25 protein-coding genes and 1 pseudogene are annotated in these 20,345 nt (G+C 60.8%); 10 read left to right on the top strand and 16 right to left on the bottom strand.

Going from position 1 to position 20,345, the window contains the following annotated elements; genetic code table 11:
• The first annotated feature begins 6 nt into the window (after positions 1–6).
• The 3 genes from parS (at position 7) to WJ542_RS01835 (ending at position 1,895) form a co-directional block, all read left to right on the top strand.
• Positions 7–714 carry a type II RES/Xre toxin-antitoxin system antitoxin gene (parS, locus tag WJ542_RS01825; protein ID WP_411187328.1) on the top strand — a complete coding sequence of 236 codons (708 nt, stop codon included), beginning with the start codon at positions 7–9 and terminating at the stop codon, positions 712–714.
• Between the two features lie 97 nt (positions 715–811).
• A complete protein-coding gene (locus WJ542_RS01830; RefSeq protein ID WP_411187330.1) occupies positions 812–1,642 on the top strand; it encodes a metallophosphoesterase in 831 nt (276 codons plus the stop codon).
• Between the two features lie 25 nt (positions 1,643–1,667).
• Entirely contained in the window at positions 1,668–1,895 is a 228-nt protein-coding gene (locus WJ542_RS01835) for a hypothetical protein (RefSeq protein ID WP_411187332.1), read from the top strand.
• A 169-nt stretch (positions 1,896–2,064) separates the two neighbouring features.
• Here WJ542_RS01835 and WJ542_RS01840 read toward each other — a convergent pair whose 3' ends face one another.
• The 5 genes and pseudogenes from WJ542_RS01840 to WJ542_RS01860 all read right to left on the bottom strand — a co-directional run bounded on the left by WJ542_RS01840 (position 2,065) and on the right by WJ542_RS01860 (position 7,409).
• The gene (locus tag WJ542_RS01840; protein WP_411187334.1) at positions 2,065–2,406 is read right to left on the bottom strand and encodes a hypothetical protein; all 342 of its coding nucleotides are present in this window, start codon (positions 2,404–2,406) and stop codon (positions 2,065–2,067) included.
• 1,343 nt (positions 2,407–3,749) lie between these two features.
• A complete protein-coding gene (locus WJ542_RS01845; RefSeq protein ID WP_411187336.1) occupies positions 3,750–5,420 on the bottom strand; it encodes a phage integrase family protein in 1,671 nt (556 codons plus the stop codon).
• A gap of 644 nt (positions 5,421–6,064) precedes the next feature.
• Complete coding sequence (locus tag WJ542_RS01850; RefSeq protein WP_234775420.1) at positions 6,065–6,337, bottom strand: hypothetical protein; 273 nt, start codon at positions 6,335–6,337, stop codon at positions 6,065–6,067.
• Between the two features lie 15 nt (positions 6,338–6,352).
• Positions 6,353–7,029: pseudogene (locus WJ542_RS01855) on the bottom strand (MgtC/SapB family protein).
• 170 nt (positions 7,030–7,199) lie between these two features.
• Positions 7,200–7,409 (bottom strand): hypothetical protein, encoded by a 210-nt coding sequence (locus tag WJ542_RS01860; RefSeq protein ID WP_234775421.1) that lies wholly within the window; start codon positions 7,407–7,409, stop codon positions 7,200–7,202.
• A gap of 282 nt (positions 7,410–7,691) precedes the next feature.
• Between WJ542_RS01860 and phoU the strand changes: the two genes are divergently transcribed.
• On the top strand, positions 7,692–8,399 hold the full coding sequence (phoU, locus tag WJ542_RS01865) for a phosphate signaling complex protein PhoU (RefSeq protein WP_411187339.1): 708 nt from the start codon (positions 7,692–7,694) through the stop codon (positions 8,397–8,399).
• A gap of 698 nt (positions 8,400–9,097) precedes the next feature.
• On the opposite strand, the gene WJ542_RS01870 is transcribed toward phoU, so the two are convergent.
• The 6 genes from WJ542_RS01870 to WJ542_RS01895 all read right to left on the bottom strand — a co-directional run bounded on the left by WJ542_RS01870 (position 9,098) and on the right by WJ542_RS01895 (position 11,919).
• A complete protein-coding gene (locus WJ542_RS01870) occupies positions 9,098–9,646 on the bottom strand; it encodes a hypothetical protein (RefSeq protein ID WP_234775423.1) in 549 nt (182 codons plus the stop codon).
• A gap of 122 nt (positions 9,647–9,768) precedes the next feature.
• Complete coding sequence (locus tag WJ542_RS01875) at positions 9,769–10,011, bottom strand: hypothetical protein (protein WP_411187341.1); 243 nt, start codon at positions 10,009–10,011, stop codon at positions 9,769–9,771.
• A gap of 239 nt (positions 10,012–10,250) precedes the next feature.
• Entirely contained in the window at positions 10,251–10,559 is a 309-nt protein-coding gene (locus tag WJ542_RS01880) for a hypothetical protein (RefSeq protein WP_411187343.1), read from the bottom strand.
• Positions 10,560–10,661: 102 nt separating this feature from the next.
• Entirely contained in the window at positions 10,662–10,943 is a 282-nt protein-coding gene (locus WJ542_RS01885; protein WP_234775426.1) for a hypothetical protein, read from the bottom strand.
• A gap of 80 nt (positions 10,944–11,023) precedes the next feature.
• Positions 11,024–11,437 (bottom strand): Hsp20/alpha crystallin family protein, encoded by a 414-nt coding sequence (locus tag WJ542_RS01890; protein WP_411187345.1) that lies wholly within the window; start codon positions 11,435–11,437, stop codon positions 11,024–11,026.
• 41 nt (positions 11,438–11,478) lie between these two features.
• Positions 11,479–11,919, bottom strand: a complete 441-nt coding sequence (locus WJ542_RS01895) for an Hsp20/alpha crystallin family protein (RefSeq protein WP_411187347.1) — start codon at positions 11,917–11,919, stop codon at positions 11,479–11,481.
• Between the two features lie 196 nt (positions 11,920–12,115).
• Here WJ542_RS01895 and WJ542_RS01900 point away from each other — a divergent pair, with 196 nt between their 5' ends.
• The 6 genes from WJ542_RS01900 (at position 12,116) to WJ542_RS01925 (ending at position 16,238) form a co-directional block, all read left to right on the top strand.
• Positions 12,116–12,754: a diguanylate cyclase gene (locus tag WJ542_RS01900; protein WP_411187349.1), complete on the top strand. Its 639-nt coding sequence runs from the start codon at positions 12,116–12,118 to the stop codon at positions 12,752–12,754.
• Positions 12,755–12,918: 164 nt separating this feature from the next.
• Positions 12,919–13,236 (top strand): co-chaperone GroES, encoded by a 318-nt coding sequence (locus tag WJ542_RS01905; protein WP_234775430.1) that lies wholly within the window; start codon positions 12,919–12,921, stop codon positions 13,234–13,236.
• Between the two features lie 75 nt (positions 13,237–13,311).
• The gene (gene groL, locus WJ542_RS01910; protein WP_411187351.1) at positions 13,312–14,934 is read left to right on the top strand and encodes a chaperonin GroEL; all 1,623 of its coding nucleotides are present in this window, start codon (positions 13,312–13,314) and stop codon (positions 14,932–14,934) included.
• A 109-nt stretch (positions 14,935–15,043) separates the two neighbouring features.
• Positions 15,044–15,298 (top strand): hypothetical protein, encoded by a 255-nt coding sequence (locus tag WJ542_RS01915; RefSeq protein WP_368700003.1) that lies wholly within the window; start codon positions 15,044–15,046, stop codon positions 15,296–15,298.
• Positions 15,299–15,391: 93 nt separating this feature from the next.
• A complete protein-coding gene (locus tag WJ542_RS01920) occupies positions 15,392–15,787 on the top strand; it encodes a hypothetical protein (RefSeq protein WP_411187353.1) in 396 nt (131 codons plus the stop codon).
• A gap of 253 nt (positions 15,788–16,040) precedes the next feature.
• Entirely contained in the window at positions 16,041–16,238 is a 198-nt protein-coding gene (locus tag WJ542_RS01925) for a hypothetical protein (protein ID WP_411187355.1), read from the top strand.
• A gap of 5 nt (positions 16,239–16,243) precedes the next feature.
• Here the strand turns inward: WJ542_RS01925 and WJ542_RS01930 are convergent, their stop codons facing one another.
• The 5 genes from WJ542_RS01930 to WJ542_RS01950 all read right to left on the bottom strand — a co-directional run bounded on the left by WJ542_RS01930 (position 16,244) and on the right by WJ542_RS01950 (position 20,068).
• Positions 16,244–17,458 (bottom strand): DUF3396 domain-containing protein, encoded by a 1,215-nt coding sequence (locus tag WJ542_RS01930; protein ID WP_411187357.1) that lies wholly within the window; start codon positions 17,456–17,458, stop codon positions 16,244–16,246.
• A gap of 14 nt (positions 17,459–17,472) precedes the next feature.
• The gene (locus tag WJ542_RS01935) at positions 17,473–18,213 is read right to left on the bottom strand and encodes a VRR-NUC domain-containing protein (RefSeq protein ID WP_411187359.1); all 741 of its coding nucleotides are present in this window, start codon (positions 18,211–18,213) and stop codon (positions 17,473–17,475) included.
• Positions 18,210–18,734 (bottom strand): PAAR domain-containing protein, encoded by a 525-nt coding sequence (locus WJ542_RS01940; RefSeq protein WP_411187361.1) that lies wholly within the window; start codon positions 18,732–18,734, stop codon positions 18,210–18,212. The genes WJ542_RS01935 and WJ542_RS01940 overlap by 4 nt, the downstream gene beginning before the upstream one ends.
• Positions 18,735–18,913: 179 nt before the next feature.
• Positions 18,914–19,486 (bottom strand): YkgJ family cysteine cluster protein, encoded by a 573-nt coding sequence (locus tag WJ542_RS01945; RefSeq protein WP_411187363.1) that lies wholly within the window; start codon positions 19,484–19,486, stop codon positions 18,914–18,916.
• 396 nt (positions 19,487–19,882) lie between these two features.
• Entirely contained in the window at positions 19,883–20,068 is a 186-nt protein-coding gene (locus tag WJ542_RS01950) for a hypothetical protein (RefSeq protein ID WP_411187365.1), read from the bottom strand.
• Between the last annotated feature and the right edge of the window lie 277 nt (positions 20,069–20,345).

Consider the following 20,345-nt stretch of genomic DNA (forward strand, 5'->3'; position numbering starts at 1 on the left):
GTATCAATGTCACTGGTGGCAAAGGCAAACTCGCAGAAGACCGGTGCCGCAAAATCTTGCGTTAGCGTCTCGATTGCGGCACACGGGCTCGGCGCGACCCATCGTCACCCGTCCATTCTGGAGCGCGACAAGTGGCACAACGGAGATGTTGGGATGGTCCCTGATGCAGCCGCTAACGAGCGGCCATCCAGCACACACGTCGCAATATCTCTTCTAGAGTTTCTGCGAGCATTCTGTGCGATGCTGGCAGACGTACTTCAAGGTGAGGATTCCACCCATCAACCGGTGACGGCCACTGGCGACGGCACCGAATTCAAAATCGGCAAAGTCGCCAACATCACATCACTCGCCACTCACGACGTCGTCATGAAAGGGCTTCCTATATCAGTTGCATACGAAATGATGCGTGCCTTCAAGACAGCCGACCGCAGAGCCCTGCTTTGTGCCATTGGCATGAGCGAACGCGCGCTCCAGCACGGCAGGAGGACAGACAGGCTGCTCGACAGCAATGCCAGCGACCGGCTGCTTCGCCTAGCCATCGTAACGGAGCAGGCAATCGATGTCTTCGGCTCGCAACAGGCAGCTGAACGCTGGCTCACCACGCCGGCAACTGGGCTGGGAATGCGAAAACCGATTGATCTGCTACAAAGCTCGGCGGGTTCGCAGCTCGTAACGACGGTGCTTGCGCGCATCGACCGCGGCGTTTATACATGACAGCCTTTTCGAACAGGGGTCGTGCTACCGATGGCATGTTAGTCGTCCAGGCTACTTATTTAATGCAAGCTAGGCTTACGCGGTAAGGGTGAAAGGAATGACAACCAACTCACACCATTCGCATGTCGTCGAGCGATACGCGCAGAATGCTTCGGGCCGCGACTTCGCTGTGGGCGACGTGCATGGTTGTTTCTCGCTACTCGACGCTGAGCTTGCCGCCCGCGGTTTCGATCCGTCGCGCGATCGACTGTTCAGTGTGGGCGATCTGATAGACCGCGGCGAGGAATCGCCGTCGGTTCTCGAAGCTATGCGCCGGCATCAGATCAAGGCTGTACGCGGCAATCACGAGCAGGGTATTCTTGACTGGCTTTCGCACAAAGAGCGGGCCTACGATGCAGATCGTATTAAAACTGTACGAGCGAATGCCGACAAAGGTATTGATGGCTGGGCTTACCAAGACAGTAGTACGAAATTTCTAATCCTCAATGGCGCAGAATGGTTTATCCGGTTGTATTGCTCCAGCGAAAAGGGGGCCGCCAATACTGTCAGGGATATAAGGTCCTATTTGGCATCGCTACCTTATGCGATCGAAATCGAGACTACTCATGGTAGGGTCGGCATCGTGCATGCAGATCCCCTTGTTCCTCAATGGGATAATCTGATCCGCATTCTAGAACATGGTCCATCCGATGCGGTGGAGCGCAATTCCATTCTAATCAACCGTCTACGCTGGCGACCCAATGCATGGGCCGCACCTATGGAAGACGTGTCGGCCGTAATCGTAGGGCACACACCGACCCGGGAAATAGCACAGCGCGGCAGCGTGATGAACATTGACACAGCCGCAGTCTACGGCAACAAATTGACGATACTTAACCTAGCCGAAATCCCGGAATATCTGGCGGCAGGGGAACGCGGCATCAGCTAGTCCAATGCGCATCCTGCAGCACACATTGAGCTTCAAAATCAATGAGGATGAAATGGCTTCAGAAAATCAAATCGACCTAGCGATTGCTCTTCGGAAAATTCATGAACTGGCTCTGTCTGATGGTGACTTGGGCTATGCGTACTGGTATCAGGTCGGCAGACTTCTACAGCATGCACGTGGTATGCAAGCGCAAATCGATTTACTCACCAAGGAGTTGGAGCTGTGTCGCACGATACATACCAAGACGGTGTGAAATGTTAAAAAACGCTATGGAATCGTCGATCAGCCGGCAAGCCGCCGCGCTTCGGTCAGACGCTATCGACCGGCCATAGAAGGTGCTTCGTGGCAGCCCAATCACTCTGCATCTTCCCGGGACGGAACGGGACGTGGAACATCGACGATTTCTCGGCAGGCAACAATCGTCAGAGTCCTTGGACCGGATAGTCAGAAATAGAACTCAAGTCGAAGCGCTTGATCGCGTCGACAAGTGATGCACCAAATTTCCTCAGCAATACGTCAGCGTCCTCATCGGTGGTCACAACCGGATATGCCGTAAAGCCAAGTATTGCCAGTGCCGCTGTGCGATGCCGTCCTTGCCTGAATGCAACGCCACCGTAGGACCCGTCGCGAACATCAGGCAACTCAAAAATACGGGTCTCCGGAATTTTTATGGTCCTCTCCAGTCTCGCCGGTACAGGAGAAAAGCATAGTGCTCCTCGTTCCAGCGCTTGATAGACAAGCTGCGGGTTAAGAATGACAATCACCGGCCTCTCACCGCACTCGTTATCGAGTTCCCATCCACCCTTTGGTTCATAGTGAACCGGCTTTTTGCATCTAATCATGATTTTCCGGGTACCATGCCGACGCGGTAATGGCAACTCGCGCCGACAGCGCGTCAGATAGAAAAATCGGGTTTGCCATCGTCGTATATGACGGAAATATTGTCACGATTCCTTATACGCATATGGGACTCATTTTTAATGATTGTGCAAGGCGCTTATCAGTCCCGGATCGTCGAATGCACCAGCTTCGACAATTTTCTGGTCGATCCAGGTTCCTGCGTCGGTACTCCGCTTCGCGCGAATGGCCAAGACATCGAGGATGGTCAGTTTTGCAAGAAAGAGAGAGAGCGCGCGGCAGAAAATCGTACTGCGACGCGAGGAACAGATTTAGGGCGGCGAGGACCCGCTCATCGATCACCGGAGGGCTATTCTCAAGCGTCCAGCCCAAGACGTCCTGTGGGTTCCAGCTGCATGTCCCGACAACGTCCGTCCACGCCGGGGACGGCGAGAGATGACCCGGGATTAGTGATGGGAGAGTACCGTCATAGGTTGCAATTGAGGAAACATCCGGTCCGTGGGCAGGAATGCGGAAGTTCGCACCCGCGTTCATCGAAACGACGGGAACCCGCGCGCGCAAGTCAGCGAGCAGATTTCGCGCTGGGGATCGAATAGGAGCCACTGTTTGATCACGAGCGCGCTCGCCGACCCGAATGAGATATGCGGTTCGCGATCAAGTAGCTTCGCGCTTCGGCCCAGCACCATTACGCGTCGGTCAGGGGGCGCCTCGAGCAACATGCCCGGCGTTGTCTCGAGGGGAACGTGCAACCAGTACAGATCGGGTCGTGACATATTGTTCTACGAAAAATACGCCAGTGGGCGGGTCATCCAGCCTGGTCGCGCGAACGCCTGCGAGCCGCCGATGGCGGCCAGGAGCCGCCAGGGACTCTGTTAGTTGGTGTGATTGTTCCCGATCGGATAGAGGTCCGCAAATTTCGTTAGACTTTCGCTCAGCGAAGTCGCGGTGGACCGCGTCGTCGAAAGCCTCGACGCCGGCAAAAAACGAGAAGCAGGAGAGGATACATCGTGCCCAGCCTCACTCTGGTTGCTGACTCACCGGACGAATGGAAAGAGACTGTACGATCCGAAGACGTCCGCCGAAGGAAAGATGTTCCGTTTTGCGAAGTAAAGTTGGAACTTCGCTGAATTCAGATGAATTCGCGCGATTCCGAAGAATTGTTTTCGTTAAAAATCAACCGGTTGCGAGATTCGCGAAGTAAAGATGAAGCTTTTCCGGGTCCGGATTGATGGCCATGTAGCCGCTATCGCTAGCGGCTGGGTACACCAAACGCCTGATCGAACTGTCTTGCCCGTTTGACCTCGTCGCCGTGCAGGTAGATCGACGTCGTTGAGATCGACGCGTGCCTTAGATTGTCGCGCACCATGATCAGTTCGGTTCCGCGCGCGAGCGCGAGTGAAGCGTGCGTGTGGCGCAGCCAATGGGGGCTCGCGCGCCGCAGCTTCTCCGCCATCGCAGGCCGCTCATCCCTGATCGTGTCGGCGACCAGTGCGAAGAAGCGTCGCAGCACGCGTCCGAGTCGCGTGATTTCGATCCCGGTGCCATCTTCCGCGAGGCTGGCCACGATCACCGTTGCCGGATCCCACCGTTCGCGCGTGACCGGCAACCGGCGTTGCACCAGATACTGATCCAGCGCCATACGCGCCAGCGTCGGGAGCGCGACCTTGCCCATCTTGCCACCCTTGCCGACGAGATGCAGCCAGTGATCACCATGCTCGTCAATGTGGATGTGTCCGAGCGTTGCGCCTGTCAATTCGCTGGCCCGCAGGCCGGTTGCGTATCCGAAATCCAGCAGGAACCGAAGCCGCTGGGCGGCCGCCTCGCTCCAGCCGTAGGACCATTCGAGGCCATCGGCGATCGTGCGGAGCAGCAGCCATTCGCCTTCAGTAAAGCCGCGGGTAACGTCGAGGCCCGCTTTCACGCTTCCTCGCACCTTGACGCCAGCGAACGGGTTCGCAAGGACGTAGCGCTGTTCGACCAGCCACCGGAACAGGGCTGCAAGTACGGTGAGTGCGTACGCAACGGAGCGCGTCGATAAAGGTCCGCTGAACGGTCGCCATTCCACGCTTTGTCGTGGCCGCGACGGCCCGACCCAGCGCTCGCGTGGTGTCGGCCGTCGCAGGAATGCCCGGTAGGCGATTGCGTCATCGGTGGTCAGCGAGGACAGCGCGCAGCCCCGCTCGACGATCGCCCACAGGATCAGGCGTTCCGCCTCCTTCCGGTAGGCGCGCTGCGTGGCGGTGGACTCGTGGAGGGACAGCCAGGATTGCACCGCCTCGTAGTCGTTCGACGCCTTGAGCAGGCATACGTGCCGTGGTGCGCGAAACTGTCCGTGCGAGCCGTCGACCTCGTGCGGCAGGCGCAGTTGTTCCCACGGGACGATCTGCCCTGAAGGGGCTGCCGCAACCAGCGCGCGCGCACGCTCGGTCAGCGCTGGATGGGCCGCAAAGAATGCTTCGACATGGCGTGCGCCTGCCGTGCCGAGTCCGGTGATCGTTGCCCACCAGCGCCGCCGGCGCGGAATCCGCACGGTCAGGTCTGCGAAGGTCCGGATTCCATGCGCCTGCAGGGCAACCACCACCCGCTGTGGCAACCACTGGTCAATTTCGTCGGCGATGTGCGGCTCCGGAGCCGGCAGGTTGCGCAATGTCTCGATCGTGTGCGCGACGATATCAGCCGACACTGCCGATCGCTCGTCGAATGTTTCTGCCAGGTCGGCCCGGTGACGACTCATCGCGAACGCGACCAGTGCGCGCCGGATACGCCCGAGCACGCCGCGCGCGGACATCCCCGGCGCCTTGCGGTCGCCCAGATATCGGGCGACGGCCGAGCGGGCGTCGAGCCCGGCATACCACGCGCGCAGCGCGGCCAGTTCGGCGTCGTCGGGGAACCCGGCGGGTTCGGTCTCGCGTATTTTCATGACCGCCAGTTTAGTCCAGATTTGATAGCGGACCGATAAGAAAAGTTATCAGTCTGGCTCGATTCCAGTCATCGGCCCTGCTTCCTCGCGGGCAGAACGATCGCTATCCCGGCTTCAATTGTCGGTCTTGGCCACCTGCATATGGCCGTGGACGACCCGTTGGCGACGTTCAGCAATAGAGGTCAGCGAGGGCAGGTTTCGTTGCTAAAGTGGACGCTGACGCGTCGCGCCTCATCGAACTAGCGAAAGCCGCGACACTTGTGAAGCCAAGCGGAGGGGGGCTATTCGTGGCGCCAGGGCATCGGCTTCATTTGCTGCAACGCCGGCTAGGCAAATTGAGTCGTTGCAGTTCTGCGGATCGCGCCCCGGCGCCGGTAAACACGCGGCCGTGAAGACCTGCGCTGATCGCTCCCCCTACATTTGATTCGATGTACTTATCAAAAATGGTCCGATGCGCTCACACCGAGGCGATCACGATAGCGAAGATACGCATCCGCTGCTGGTTTCGCGGCACCGAACTAGGCCGAAGCGTAAATCTGGTTACCGAAGAGTTCCGCCACTGCGGGATTAAGTGTGAACGTCGGTGGAAATCCGACAAAAAATGGCGGCGTCGTGGTTTTTCAGTCAGGCCTTGACCATTCAAATCAGTACCGGTCAAGGCTGAACAGATCATCGACAAGTTTGCACGCGGCGTTGTATCCACCCATGAGCGCGTCAGCCTCTGTTGCGAAGGGACGGCCGCGCGCTTCGCCAAAGCGCAAGGGTGAAAACACCGCTACGGTGCTCGCTGCGTGAAATATCCTGACGATAGCAACGTACCCTGGCCGCATTGGCTCGCGCCTGTTCGGTCCGATGCTGATGTCGGACTCAACAGAAATCTCGAGCGTAAAGCCTTCATAGTCGTAGCTTCGCGTCATGACCGTCTCCCCGCCTTATTTCTCGCGTCGACATTCGCGCACGCCCGACATGGCTTCGAGCCGCGTGCATATCGTCGAGAATTCGCTCGCGTTCACCCGCGACAAAGCAATCTGCACATCGTCGAGATCGGCGTCATCCTCCGACTGCTGGACGATGAACTGCTTGACGCGAACGCTCCCCGTGCCGAGTGCCTGATGGACGATATCCAGCGAGACACTGCCGCGCTCGACCAGCAGCTGTATGGTGCGCTGCTGACGCACGGAGATAAAGCGCCGCTCCAGCGGTTTCACACCGACCAGGATGATCATGATGATGACCGTCGCACCGATCGCGGCAGTGTACATGCCACCACCCACCGCCAGGCCGATACCCGCGACCGACCAGAGGCTCGCTGCCGTCGTCAAACCGCGCACGACTTCGCCACGAAGCAGTATCGACCCCGCGCCGAGAAAGCCAATACCGGAAACCACCTGGGCGGCGACCCGAGATGGATCGAGCACGACGTTCTTCTCGCCCAGCACGTCGGAAAACCGAATGCCGAAACGAGCATCATCATCGCGGCCCCAACGCAGACCAGCATGTGCGTGCGCAAGCCGGCCGCCCAGTTCAGTCGCTCGCGCTCGAAGCCGATCACGCTGCCGAGCAGCGCTGCTATCAACATGCGCGACAGAAGTTCGAGATTTTCGATCATCTTCCTGCCCCGATTCGCTGCCCGCGTTAGAAGCGGACGTTAGCCAAGGGTGGAATTGTGGTATTTGTCTGACAATTGCGGCGCGCGCGAATGGGTCAGTGCCATGTCGAACCCTGCGCCCTCCTGCCTTGGTGTTCCCGCCGGGCCTCCTGTTTGGCCGCGAGCACGGCTTACTTCGATTTCGGTGGCCGGCCGGTCTTGACCGGTTCGACCGCCTTGACGGCCGCAAGAAGACGTTTCGTCGGTGCAGATGCCAGCAGAAGCAGCCCTGCACGGACGAGCTCGCTCTTCTTCACGGGCCGGCCAGCATCGAGGCAGCGCTGCTTGAGTACCGCGAGCTGTTCGTAGTCCTCCCTGGGCATCGTGAAGGTGTCGCGCACAACCTTTTCCTGTTTGACATGCTCCCTGCGCCGGCGGACGGCGCGCGCAGAAGGCGCTTCAAAGGGTATTACCTTCCGGGCCTGTGGCTTGGCCGCCACACGTCGGGTTTGCTCAGTTTGGACCGACTTCCCGCTGGCCACTGCCTCGTTGGCACCGTCGTCCGGGGATACATGCGCTCGCTTGCCGCTTCTGTTCCTGGTAGCCATTGGCTTCATGATTTTTTCGGGTTTGAATAAACCGTACAAACAGTTTATCGTCTTTCTGGCAAGAGGGAGTTTTCTATGCCAGACAAACACATTTCCAGCCAGTTTGATGCCGACCTGGAACACCTGTCGTCGAGATTTTTCGAGATGGGTGGGCTGGTTGAGGCCCAATTGGCCGATGCGATGGACGCGCTCAGCCACTTCGACATGGGTCTGGTCGAGAAGGTGGTTGATGAGGAGCATCGACTCAATGCGATGGAAGTCGAAATCGATGCCGCGTGCAGCAACATCATTGCGCGGCGCCAGCCTATCGCATCCGATCTGCGTCAACTGTTGGCCTTCTCCAAGGGGATCAGCAATCTCGAGCGCGCAGGCGATGAAGCGCGCAAGATCGCAAAGCGGACGAGCAGAATCGCGAATGACGCTGCGGGCAGGAACATGAATATCGCGGAAATCCGGTCATCCGGCCAGATGGCGGGAACCATCTTCCACAACGCGCTTGCTGCATTCGCGCGGCTTGATACGGTTGAGGCAGCCCGGATCATGCGTGAGGATGAGGCGATCGACGAGCAGTACCGCGCATTCGTGCGCAAGCTGCCGACATTGATGGCGGAGAATCCCCGCATCATCTCTTCCGCGCTCGACTACGTGTCCATCGCGTCGGCCATCGAACGGATCGGCGACCATGCGAAGAACCTGGCAGAACTTGTCATCTATGTTGTCAAGGGTAAGGATGTCCGTCACATTTCGCGCGACCGACTTGAGCGCGAGGCCCTGGATGATTGAGAAGCGTACAGCAGTGGCGCGAGGCCCCAACAGTCGCATGCGTGACGTGCTGTATCCGGTTGTGAGCCTCATGAAGTGCGCAGTGAACAGCCAGTGTGTCGCGGGGGGAGTGCTATGAAAATGTCTCATAGATTGCAGTCCGATTCGGCCGGGCCGGTATGGGGGCTGCTTTTGGGGATGTTCCTGATGGTGGCTGGGATCGGCATCTGGATCTATGCGAAGTCATCGGGACCCTGCGATTCCCTTGATGAATCGCTCGCGATGGCTGCAATGCTTGTCGGCACCTTTCTGGCTGTCTACGCCGGCCGGGAAATCAGGCACAGACATCGATAGTTCCACGGTCGGCAGCCGGGGCAGCACACGCCAGGGATCATCGAGGCGTTAGAAGGGTAGCCGGAACCGAAAGCGTGCTGGCCACGACAAGGATGCCGGACGGTGCGCGATTTCGCGCGACGAGCGGGTTCCCGACATAGGATCGACCGACGTCCGAGGCGATCGCTGTCCGCTTTCGAATGTCTCTTGCCGAAGGTGAAGGCAACGTTCGAATGTCCATTCAACGTCCCGGAGGAGCGGCCGAAGATGGCCGTTCGACTGCCGCCCGCGATGCAGGCCAGTTTATTCCCGGATGGGAACGACGAGCCAACAGTTCACCTGGCCTAGGTGCCTTGTCCGCGTTGGCATTGCGGCATTACGTTGCCTTAAGTCGGTTCGCTGTTCCGTTGCTCCCCAGATCCCCAAATCTGCCAGTCGCGTTGGAGCGAACGACTTGACTGGCGAGGTACGTCGCGGCCGACCGGCAGCCCGATGGCCGAAAGAATGTATCGCGCCTGCGGGAAGCCACTTTCGGGGAAGCGCTCAAAAATTCGGTTGAACTCCTCGACAAGCGGACGCGCCCGCTCCGGCACGGGCGCGTCGGGCCCCAGCATCAAGGCCGTCTGTCCAAACTTGACAGGTCCAGCCTTGATCAAGGCACGCAGCCCCGAGTTCGCGCTGCCGCGCCCGAACAGCTCCATGCCGTATGCGCGGATCATGGCGCGCACGATCGCTTCAGCAGCGGGTGTGAGCGGCGGCATGGCCTCGACCAGGCGCAGGTGCGGTGAGCGCACATCCGGCGCGGTGAAACGTCCGATATCGTCGATGTCGGCTTGGAGACGCTGCACCGGCAGGTCAGCGCTGAAGAGCAGGAGCCGGATGCGTTCATAAAGCGCGTCTTCGTCGTCGGGATCGATGACTGCAATATCTGTCATTCTCTTTTCCTTGAGGTGGCTTGTGCCCAAACAGTTCCGGAAGCTCGGCGAAGCGGACCCGGATCGACCCTCGAGTCCGCCGTTGTTCACCCTGCGTCCGGACGGAAGTTGCTGCCTGGAGGCTAGGTCCGTCGGACATACCGGTCCGAAACAACCGAGCGTTGCTGGATCCATGCGACGGCAAGCTCCAGCGCTTCATCGCGTGCCTCCTGGGCGTTGGCAAAATCTCCATCGACACCGAGCGTGCGTATTTCGCCCGCCCGGTCGGTGACGATGGCCGTGGCTGTGTAACGGCCACTCCCGGCAGCGGTTACCACCGGCCGGACCTCGCAGCCGTGATACTCGATGACTTTGTCCGTTTGCATATGACACCTCCGGCTGAGCGTCGTGTCCGGAACATGTCCGGGCACGCGCAATTCGCGTCCAGTCTGTTCAGTGCAGCACCTGTCATTCCTCGACCTGCACGCCCGGGTCACCATCGATGGGACCGGACGCTGCCGCGACGACCTGTATCGCACCGAGGTTACCGCAGAGTTTCACGGTAACCTCGCGCCCACGCGTTACCGCGGAGATGACAAGCCAGGCGTTGTGATCGCACAACCATTCAGCCTGCATGTCCCGGCACCACGATATCGGTCGGTTGGCCGCCCGGCACGGGGGACGGCTCCGGCCTCTCCCCACCGCCGTTGCCGGCGGTCTTCTGGCTTCGACGTGTTGCGCCTCCCGGGTGGAGCGCGTCGAGGAATGTTCGGCCCTTTCCGGTCAGGTATGCGCGGCGTGCGCCCTCGCCGCAATGTTCCAGCATGACGAGCTGGCGTTCGAGCAGCGCGTCGAGCTCGGCGCGGTCCATGTCGAGCTGGTCCGGCGCCTGACGAACCAGCATCAGGGTCGCAAATTCGTGCGGACTGAGCATTTTCGTCTCCTGTAAGACATGGCCCCGAAAACAGGGGCACGGTGCAGAAAAAGGACACATAATGCTGGCCATACAAGTGCGCAGCCACGCAGCGCGGCGCGCTCACGCGAGGAAGCGCGGCGGCGAATCCGTGTCGTTGAGACAGCCCGCGTTGATGGCGCGTATCGCGTACTCGACCGTCTCCCGGTGCGCCTCGTCCGCGCTTGCCCAGTGCTGGGCGTAGCGCGGCAGATGCCAGTCCGTGACCGTGTGCTCCGCACGCCGGATGCGCACGATGGCCATGTACCTGTCTGGCCGGTCTGCCGGCAACGCGCAGTGCCGGACCGGAAACGCGAAGGTCTCGATCATGAAGCCCTTCCAGCTTTGGCTGCGTTCGTTGTCCATAACTACCTCCGCGTGGCGGGTCACGCGGCGCGGGCCCTGCGGACCACGCCGCATGACCGGACTTGCCCCTGTGCGTACGCCTAACCAACGCTCACCTCAATGCGTCGCGACTTTGCCTCCTCACGACGAGGAACGGTGAGCTTCAGGACGCCATCGCGCAACTGTGCGTCGATGCGCGAGGCGTCAAAATCCGGACTGAGCGTGAACGCCCGCCAGAAGTGCGGGTGGAGCACCTCGCCATGCTGCAGGCGCAGTCCTGATGGAGTCGGAATCACCGCCTCGGCCTCGATGTTCAGACTGCCGTCCTGCACGCGCACGTCGAGTTTTTCGCGCGGCACGCCCGGCAGGTCCGCATATAGTGTGATACCGCGGCTGTCCTCGAACACGTCGACGGCAGGTGCGACCCAGGTGCGCGGCTTCGCTGCCTGCGCACCCGCTCCGGGGGCAACCTCTGTGCCCGCCCGGCGGGTAGCCAGTTCGGTGCTGTCGTTCATGATGTCCTCCGTAGCTTTCTCATGCTTCATATCCATCAGGCTTACTGAACGGCGATGGCGCGTGGCTTCGACGCCCCGGGACGTCCGACGCTCACCGTCAGGCAACCGTTGACGTAGCGCGCACTGACCTTGTCGGGGTTCGCGCGCTGCGGCAGCTCGATCACGCGCCGGAATGCCCCCATGAAGCGTTCCCTGGCGTAGACGCGCGTCTCATCGTCCGCTTCAGGTCCGGGCGGCTTGCGTTCGCCACTGATCGTCAGCAACCCCTTGTCGATCGAGACGTCGATTGCTGCCGGATCGAGTCCTGGCGCGAACGCGACGATCACGACGCTGTCGTCGGTGCTGCCGAGGTTGACGGGGGGAACGGTTTCGCTGCGCGTGGCGCGCAGGCTTGCGGGAAAGCCCGCGAAGACGCTGGCCATCTGCCGTTGCAGGCGGTCGAATTCGCCCAGCAGATCGGTGCTGAAGAAAAGATCGCTCACGACTGGTTCCCTGAAACCGGGGGCCGCGCACGAAAGACGAACGGAACCACGCGCTCCAGTCCGCCTGTCCGTGAGAAACCCGCCGACAAACAAATCGAAACACGCAGCGCTTATCGCGACTGCCTGAGCGATGAATAAAATAGTGCAAGGAACGGAAATTTCAAGAGGCCCTGCAACATGTCAACCGGGAGGCTTCATGGACCTTTTCGACAGGCTTCAGCAGCAGATCGACACCGTGCGCCTGCCGCTCTTTGCCGTCACCGTCACGGCGGCGGCACAGGTGAATACGCCACTCATCGCAATCCTCCACTGGCATGGATTCCGGCGTGCGACGCCGCTTGTCCTGCCCGGCATTGAGATCCCGCCTCGACCGGTTCCGGGATCGGCCGTCCGGCTCGATGCACCGTGGCACAGCTTCGAGACCGTGGACGCCATGCTGCTGGACGCCGCCTGGCAATCCGGCGCGTGGGAGGTCGAGCGCGTTGAGCAGCGCGGCTGCAACGTGATCGGTGCAAGCGCGGCCGAGGCGCTCGCCTGCAGGCAGGCGTTCGGCGACTACGGAGAGGACGGGGCCCGCGACCGGCCGCTTCTCGATGACGATACCGATCGCGGCGAACTGATGCAGCTTGCCGCGCGCAGCGGCTATCTGCGCTGGCTCTTCCGCCCCGTCAAGGGCGGCCTGTGGGGCACGCTCAACGAACCGGATGACACCCTGGACGCCGACGGCGGACGCCGGCCACCGTGTCCGGTACCCCCTGCGCCCCGTCGCCCGGATGGGTGTGGCCGCACGGTTTATCGCCTCGGGACGGTCCGTCGCATCCTCCTGCCACGTTGAAACAATTTGTTACAAACAGACATTTTCACGCCCCTTGAAGGGTGCGATGGCCGCCTCTATTTCGCTTTCCGCCAGACATTGGCTCGGCTGCACGGAGGCTTTTCACGTGCCCCATATGCAGCCGGATTCTTATTGGTGATCCTTTAATCGCTCAGGAGATGGAAATGCAGATTCGTCCCCTCTACGACCGGGTTATCGTCAAGCGAATCGAAACGCAGCGGACGACAGCTTCGGGCATCGTGATTCCCGATTCAGCGGCAGAAAAACCAGAACAGGGCGAAGTCGTCGCCGTCGGCAGCGGCCGGCTGCTGCAGGATGGAACGCTGCGCGCGCTCCAGCTGAAGGTCGGTGACCAGGTGCTCTTCGGCAAATACGCAGGCCAGACCGTCAAGGTCGATGGCGAGGAACTGCTCGTCATGCGCGAGGAGGACGTCATGGGCGTTCTCGAAGCCGACGCGGCAACCGCCCGCAAGGCCGCCTGAATTCACAATCGCTCGCGGACGCCCGCCCGGTCGTTCGCGACGCGCTGAGTCAACGACTTTACCCGGAGCAACAACATGAGTGCAAAAGACGTCAAATTCCATGACAGCGCCCGCGCCCGTATCGTCAGGGGCGTGAACGTGCTCGCCGATGCCGTGAAGGTCACGCTCGGACCCAAAGGCCGCAACGTGCTGATCGAGCGCAGCTTCGGCGCGCCCACCATCACGAAGGATGGCGTGTCGGTCGCCAAGGAAATCGAGCTGAAGGACCGGTTCGAAAACATGGGTGCGCAGGTGGTCAAACAGGTTGCATCGAAAACCGCCGACGTGGCGGGCGACGGCACCACCACCGCCACCGTGCTTGCCCAGGCGATCGTGCAGGAAGGCATGAAACACGTCGCCGCGGGCATGAATCCGATGGATCTGAAGCGCGGTATCGACAAGGCGGTCGCGGCCGTGCTCGACGAACTGCGCAAGCTGTCCAAACCGATTTCGACGAACCGCGAAATCGCTCAGGTCGGTTCCATCTCGGCCAACTCCGACGAGGCAATCGGGAAAATCATTGCTGACGCGATGGAGAGAGTCGGCAAGGAAGGCGTCATCACGGTCGAGGACGGCAAGTCACTCGAGAACGAACTGGACGTGGTCGAGGGCATGCAGTTCGACCGCGGCTACGTGAGCCCCTACTTCATCAACGATCCCGACAGGCAGGCCGCATATCTCGACGACGCGCTGATCCTGCTGCACGACAAAAAGATCTCGAATATCCGGGACCTGCTCCCGGTCCTCGAAGCCACGTCCAAGGCAGGCAAGCCCCTGCTGATCGTCGCGGAAGACATCGACGGCGAAGCACTGGCTACGCTCGTGGTTAACGCGATGCGCGGCATCCTGAAGGTTGCCGCCGTCAAGGCGCCCGGCTTCGGCGATCGTCGCAAGGCCATGCTCGAGGACATCGCCATCCTCACGGGCGCGACCGTCATCTCGGAAGAGACCGGCAAGCAGTTGCAGAAGGCCACGCTCGAGGATCTCGGGTCTGCAAAACGCGTCGAGGTACGCAAGGACGACACCATCATCATCGACGGCGCGGGCGAGGAGAAGCGCATCCAGGAGCGCGTGCATTCGATTCGCCGGCAGATTGAGGACACGACGAGCGACTATGATCGCGAGAAGCTCCAGGAGCGTGTCGCGAAGCTCGCCGGCGGCGTGGCCGTGATCAGGGTCGGGGCGGCCACCGAGGTTGAGATGAAGGAGAAGAAGGACCGCGTCGACGACGCGCTGCACGCCACGCGTGCGGCGGTCGAGGAAGGCATCGTGCCGGGTGGTGGCGTCGCGCTCGTACGCGCGCGTTCGGCCGTGACGAGCCTGAAAGGCGTCAACAGTGATCAGGACGCGGGCATCCAGATCGTGCTGCGCGCACTCGAAGCGCCAATGCGCGTGATCGCCTCAAACGCGGGCGATGAGCCTTCGGTGGTCATCGCGAAGGTGCTCGAAGGCAAGGGCAACTTCGGCTACAACGCGGCCACCGGCGAATACGGCGATCTTGTCGAGGCGGGGGTGGTCGATCCCACCAAGGTCACGCGCACGGCTCTGCAGAACGCCGCATCGATCGCCGGGCTGATCCTGACGACGGATGCAACGGTGGCCGAAGCGCCGAAGGACGAAAAGCCGGCGCAGGCGAGCGCGCCGGAACTGGAGTACTGACCGCATCGGTTCCGCTCTGCACCGGTCGTCCAGCCCGGCCGGTGCATTTTCTTCGGCACTGTTCTTTCAGTCTTCTCGGGGGCAGTGCCGCTTTTTGCCCGAGACCGTCATGAAACTCGAACTTTTCATAGACTCAAGACCGCTCGACATCGAGATCGATGACGTCGTGGCGGGACTGCTGGCCGTGCGGCTTGACCTGCCGGCTGGCGCAGACAACCAGGATGCTCTCGCTCGCTATCTCAGCGAAAAGGGTGCGCCGTGGACTCTCGACGAGGAACACATGCGCAGGCGTATCCTTCGCCGCCTGATTCTGGATATCGCCGACCCGGCGCTCGTGATCCGCCATCTCATGGCTGAGGAATGAGCTGACCTGGCCAGGCAGGTCGATCGCGGATCGGGAGTGTGGCGACATAGCCCGCATCACGACCGTCTTGCTGTCCCCGCGGAATCAGACATCATGCCAGGCCATCCTCGTTCGCCCGCCCGCTCCTCGGTGAAACTTCCTGCCGGCGTGCTCGGCCGGGACTATCTCAAGTTCCTGCAGCTCTCGGTTGACGATGAGCTTGCCTCTAAGGGATTGTTCGCCGACGCAGCGCTACAGGACGCCATGTCTGCCGTCCGCAGCGGTTCAATGCGCGCGGCGCAGCCGGCGATGAAGGTCTTCTTTGATGGCTGCCAGTTCTGGCTTGCCAGTCATTTTCATCGCTATGAAGCGGCCCGACGTCTCGGCGCCCGTCACCAGGAATTCTGGTGTGAGATTCAACCCGGCCCGAAGGACCATGCCGTACGATATGCGTCGGGCCCCCCCGGCATGATGCGTTTCCGTAACGAGAGGTCCACCACCGGTGGCTGACCGCCATCCATCGCCTGGTTGAACCTGGCGCCGTCCTCGCCCCGAGACGGGCGCTGTTGATGTCCCCGATTCTGGAGGGACCGTTCTCCCGCCCGTGCCTGCAGTCAAACGGAGTCGAAGCCACGTTTGCCGGCTGGCGTCGGACGCCCGGTTTCATGTGGGTCGTACTGGATTCGAACCAGTGACCAACGGATTAAAAGTCCCTTTCATTGCGCGACTATAAGTGCCAATGCGTGACTATTCAAAAAGTTACATGCCGACGATCCACTTCACGGCCTTGTTAAACAACAACGCTGTTGAACTTCCGTTGAACCTGCATCCGATCATCCACCGCAATTGCAGGAGACGCACGCGCATCGTGATGGACATTCAGCAGGGCACCGAGTCGGCGCTCGGCCGACGGTTGAGCGTTTCTCGAAGCCCCGATCCGGTGGATCGCCGGGCGGAGTAGGCCAATCAGTCGGGCGAGTTGCCGTCGTATCCCATACCGTTCGGCGCGGCAACATCGGGAAGGCCCATCGCCTGCCGCAGACGCTTGATGTTTTCCGCGACGGCGGCTTTGCTGCTCGTGACCTTGGGGGTCGTGTGCAGTTCGCGCCAATAATCGTTGATGCTCTCCTTCGGCACGTCGAAACGCCGAAGCCATGCTTCGGAAGCAACGTTCGTGTTGAGCAGCGGCGCGGTACTGTCGAGGGTGCCGGACTGGATAATGTCCGTTTTTTCGGGGATGAGCGAGTGCAGCGCAGCGTTCAGCAGGACGTAGGCGGGGGGAGGCTCGGGCGGCTTGCCTGGTCCTGCGGAAATGCCCGATTCCGGCGCAGCACCGGCTTGGATGATCAAACCCCCATCCCCCAACGGCTGGCGCACGTACCACTCCGGCGGGAGCGGCAGCGAGGAGGCCCCACCGGCGGCGCGAACTAGGTCGGTGTCCAGCGCCACCATCCAGTCCACGGTCTTGATCCTACCGACCAGATCGACGGTGCCCACCGCCATCGGGTCACCGACGTCAATGCCCGGGCCATACCGACGGGCGAGGTAATACTCGCTGGCCTCGTTCGCTTCGCGCTCCATGGGTGGCAGATTCACCGCTAAACCCGCATGACCGTGCACGGTCGGCAGCGCTTCGGCGAACGCGGTGAACAACGCCTGAAACACGCCGGGCCGTTGCAGAAGAAAGGCACGCGGCACCGTGAAATCGAGCGCGTCCAGCCCGCGGTTGAGCTTCGATTGCCAGTCGGCGATCGTGAAGACGGCGAACTCGTAGAAGCCTGTCGCGAGTTTGTGATCCGCGCTGGTCATCGTGGCGACCAGCGCAACGTCGGCCGGCACGGACTTCGCCAGGCTCGCAAACCCCGGCGCTTTGTCGTACGTTACCGGCTGCTCGCCTTCGGTGTAGAACCAGCGCAGCGGCACGTCTTTGGACGGCTTTTGCCCAGCCGCAACTTCCAGGGCGTGCGTGTACTCGTCGATCGTCGCACGGTATTCCTCGAAGCATTTGACTAAGCCTTGCCGCACGGCCGGCGTGTGGCCGTTCCGGAAATACAGGACCCCACGGACCACGAGCGCGGCGCCGGTGATTCCTTTCCGGTACGCCGGTTCGTACACACCGAAGGGAAGCGTATCGGCGCGTCGGGGGTCATCGACCCAGGCTTTGATCTCGTCGTTCGTCATGGCAGGTCAGTCAATCAGGGAAGGGCCGGCAGCGGTGGCATCGTCGGTGGAGGCGGCAAGCCACCGCTCTGAGGGTGGCTACCACCGCCTCCGCCCAAAAGTTCGTCCATGTCCGACGACGATTGGGGCTGGGTCGACGTGGACGTCTTGCCGTCCATTTTGTCGTCGCCGCAGCCGCATTCGGCCGGGCCGATCCGCACAAACTTTGACCGATCGCCGGCGATGCGGATGTAGTCGCGCTGCTGATTCGGACCATAGTCATCAGGTGGAAACTTCATCTCCACGACCATGCGGAGATTTGGTTGCACGGGCGGTTGCGTCGGATCGTTCACGATCACAACGTCTGGCCGGCGCATGTTGCCGTCACCCGCCTTGTATGCTTTTCTCCCGCCAGGCCATGCGTCCTCGATCCATTGTCGCAGATTAGAGTGCGGGGCAAGCGGGTCGTCCGGGTCCGTGATCGGCGCAGGAGGCTCTTTGCGCATGTCGTACGATTGCTCTGGGCAGTATCCCGTCGGAGCGCCCGTCTCGATGCGTGACACTTCGTTCGCGGCGTTGAGGCGCATCTGAACGCAGCGTTGGCGCTGAATCCGTCCGTTCTTCGTCGCGACGCCGACGGCTTTGCATTTGCAAAGTACGGAGCACAACACCGCACGGTCCTTCGCCGACAGACGGCTGTTCAGACCAACTTGTGTGGTCTCACCGTCACCGGGCGCCATGCCACCGGACGAGGAGCCTGGGTCGTACCCGCTCATGCCCCGCCGCTCCCGGGATGGCTGAACGTGAGCGATGACGCTTGGTGGCTTTCGAGCCATCCCGTGAAACCGTTCGCGTCGGTCGTGCCCTGCACCACGCGTCCGTCCGTCGATCGGACGGTGTAAGGATGCCCCGCGACGGGTTGGCGCGTGATGTCGTCGAGGACCTGAAAACGTCCGCGCTGCGGCGTATCTTGGCTTGGTTGCGGCAGCACGTGCTTGCCGCCGCCGACGGAGCCGCTTGGCCCTGCGGTGGGCGACGCGGTCGCCGTGGACTGTGAGGCGATCAACGTCGCCCCACATGCAACCTTGTCTCCCTCTGAGGCCACAGGACGACCATCGAAGGTCATTCCGAGCGATTTGACATCGACGATGGGATAGATGCCCCCGCACTTGGGGCACGACGCCATGTCGCCCAAAAGGGCAAGAGGACGTCCGTCCACTAGGTTTGTCGCCGTACAGGCGAGAACGCGACCCCCATGCGAGGTGGAGTCGCCCTCACGTATGAATGCAAAACCCATGCTGCATAACCTCTCGTCGTTTTGTGGGAGGAATGTAGCACGGTGTGACTTCGATAAACCACCCTATCAATGTCGAGAGCAAGTGTGACGTTTCTTCTCGGCGTTGGCGCTGGGTTGATGGGGTTTAGGATGGTTGATCGACGCTTCGATAACCGATCAGCGCATGTCTGGAACCCGCACTACGCACCAACAGGCGCGAAGAAGTCCCGGATGTCGCGCCAGCGCCCTTGTCCGTTCAATTCCAGGAGCAACCTCGCGAAATCAGCCAAGATCGGGTTTCCCCGAGCGTCGTATGTCACGTGAGTGACGTGGTTGTCATTGCAGTAACGCGGGTCATCAAAAGCAAAATAGGTTCTGCACGCGAATGGCCGGAATTCGTAGATAGAGCACGTGTGGTCAACGCTCAAAAACGGACACGGAGTCTTGGTTTCTCCGTGGCCGGAGCTACGCGATGTTCCAAAATTCTTTCTCGCGCCAGTATTCCGCTCTATGTACTGCGCCTCAATTTCCGTGACGCCAACGTCAATATGGCAGCAGTGGCCGCAACCTTTCTGACATACGGCAAGCGGGGAAATCTCCGAGGCTAGCAGGTCCGCAGCATGATAAATGCGTTTGACTTTTGCCAGACGACTAGCATTTGCACCTCGAACAAAATCGAAATCGCGGCGTGCTTCGTCGATATGCTCTTTGGGTGTCTTGGGAAACGTCAGCGCCTTTGCTTCTTCGATCGTTCGGAATTTGATGGGCGTCATTGTTGTTGAATCCGTGCGGATTACCTTTTGGGGAGGGCAGACGACGAACAGTTATCACGAGATCGTGAGCGCCGTCAACCCAATGCGGCGGGAGCCGCCCCCGAGGGGGAAACTCCCCCTCGCCCCTGCTAGCTCAGGTCGTTGCCTTGCGCGGGAGCGCAAGGTCGCTTTCGACGGGGCGGTTCCGTTATTGAGCTGTCCAAGATTTGGTCCCGAGTGAAATACTCGCCGGCACGTATTCTGTCCGCAGACTCGATCGCCCATTGCAGCGCTTGTGCTAGCGCAAATTTACATCGTTGCGGCTCGTCCTGATCGGGAGGCGCGGAGCTAGGGGCGTTCATAGTCACTCATCCTTGCATAGCTTATGTGTAAAGCGTAAGCGATACGTGCTTTGCCCTACAGCCACTCGCTTTTTTCGCCACCTGGTCGGTGCTGCGCAGCGTTCAGCAACTCATCGTCGAGCTCGTCGTCGGTGAAATAGTAGCCTGCGTCCATCCGAGCGGCGGCGATTCGCGCCCGCTGAATCTGCTCGTCGAGTGAAAACGTTCTGAGGTCACCGATTGGATTTGATGTCGTACTCATGACTCTTTTAAGGGCGTGGTGATCGTTCCGGTGGCTCTGTGAGAGTCAGGAGCGGCTTGCTGCAGTGATTTGCCGCGCATCGAATCCCGTTTGTTAATAGTCCATCATCCTTGTAAGCAAGACCCGCAGTGACTAACCACGGATGTCACAGAGCTACTTATGACATTCGGGCGCTGCGCTTTCGTTCTCCGTGCCCCAAGCACCTATCCACCGTCGCACCTCTTCACCGGTCAGGTGGAGACCTGTCTCGCGGTATTGCCGCCAGGAGGCGGCAGCC

The sequence above is a fragment of the Paraburkholderia yinzeri genome, from assembly GCF_046581065.1.
Taxonomy (GTDB): domain Bacteria; phylum Pseudomonadota; class Gammaproteobacteria; order Burkholderiales; family Burkholderiaceae; genus Paraburkholderia.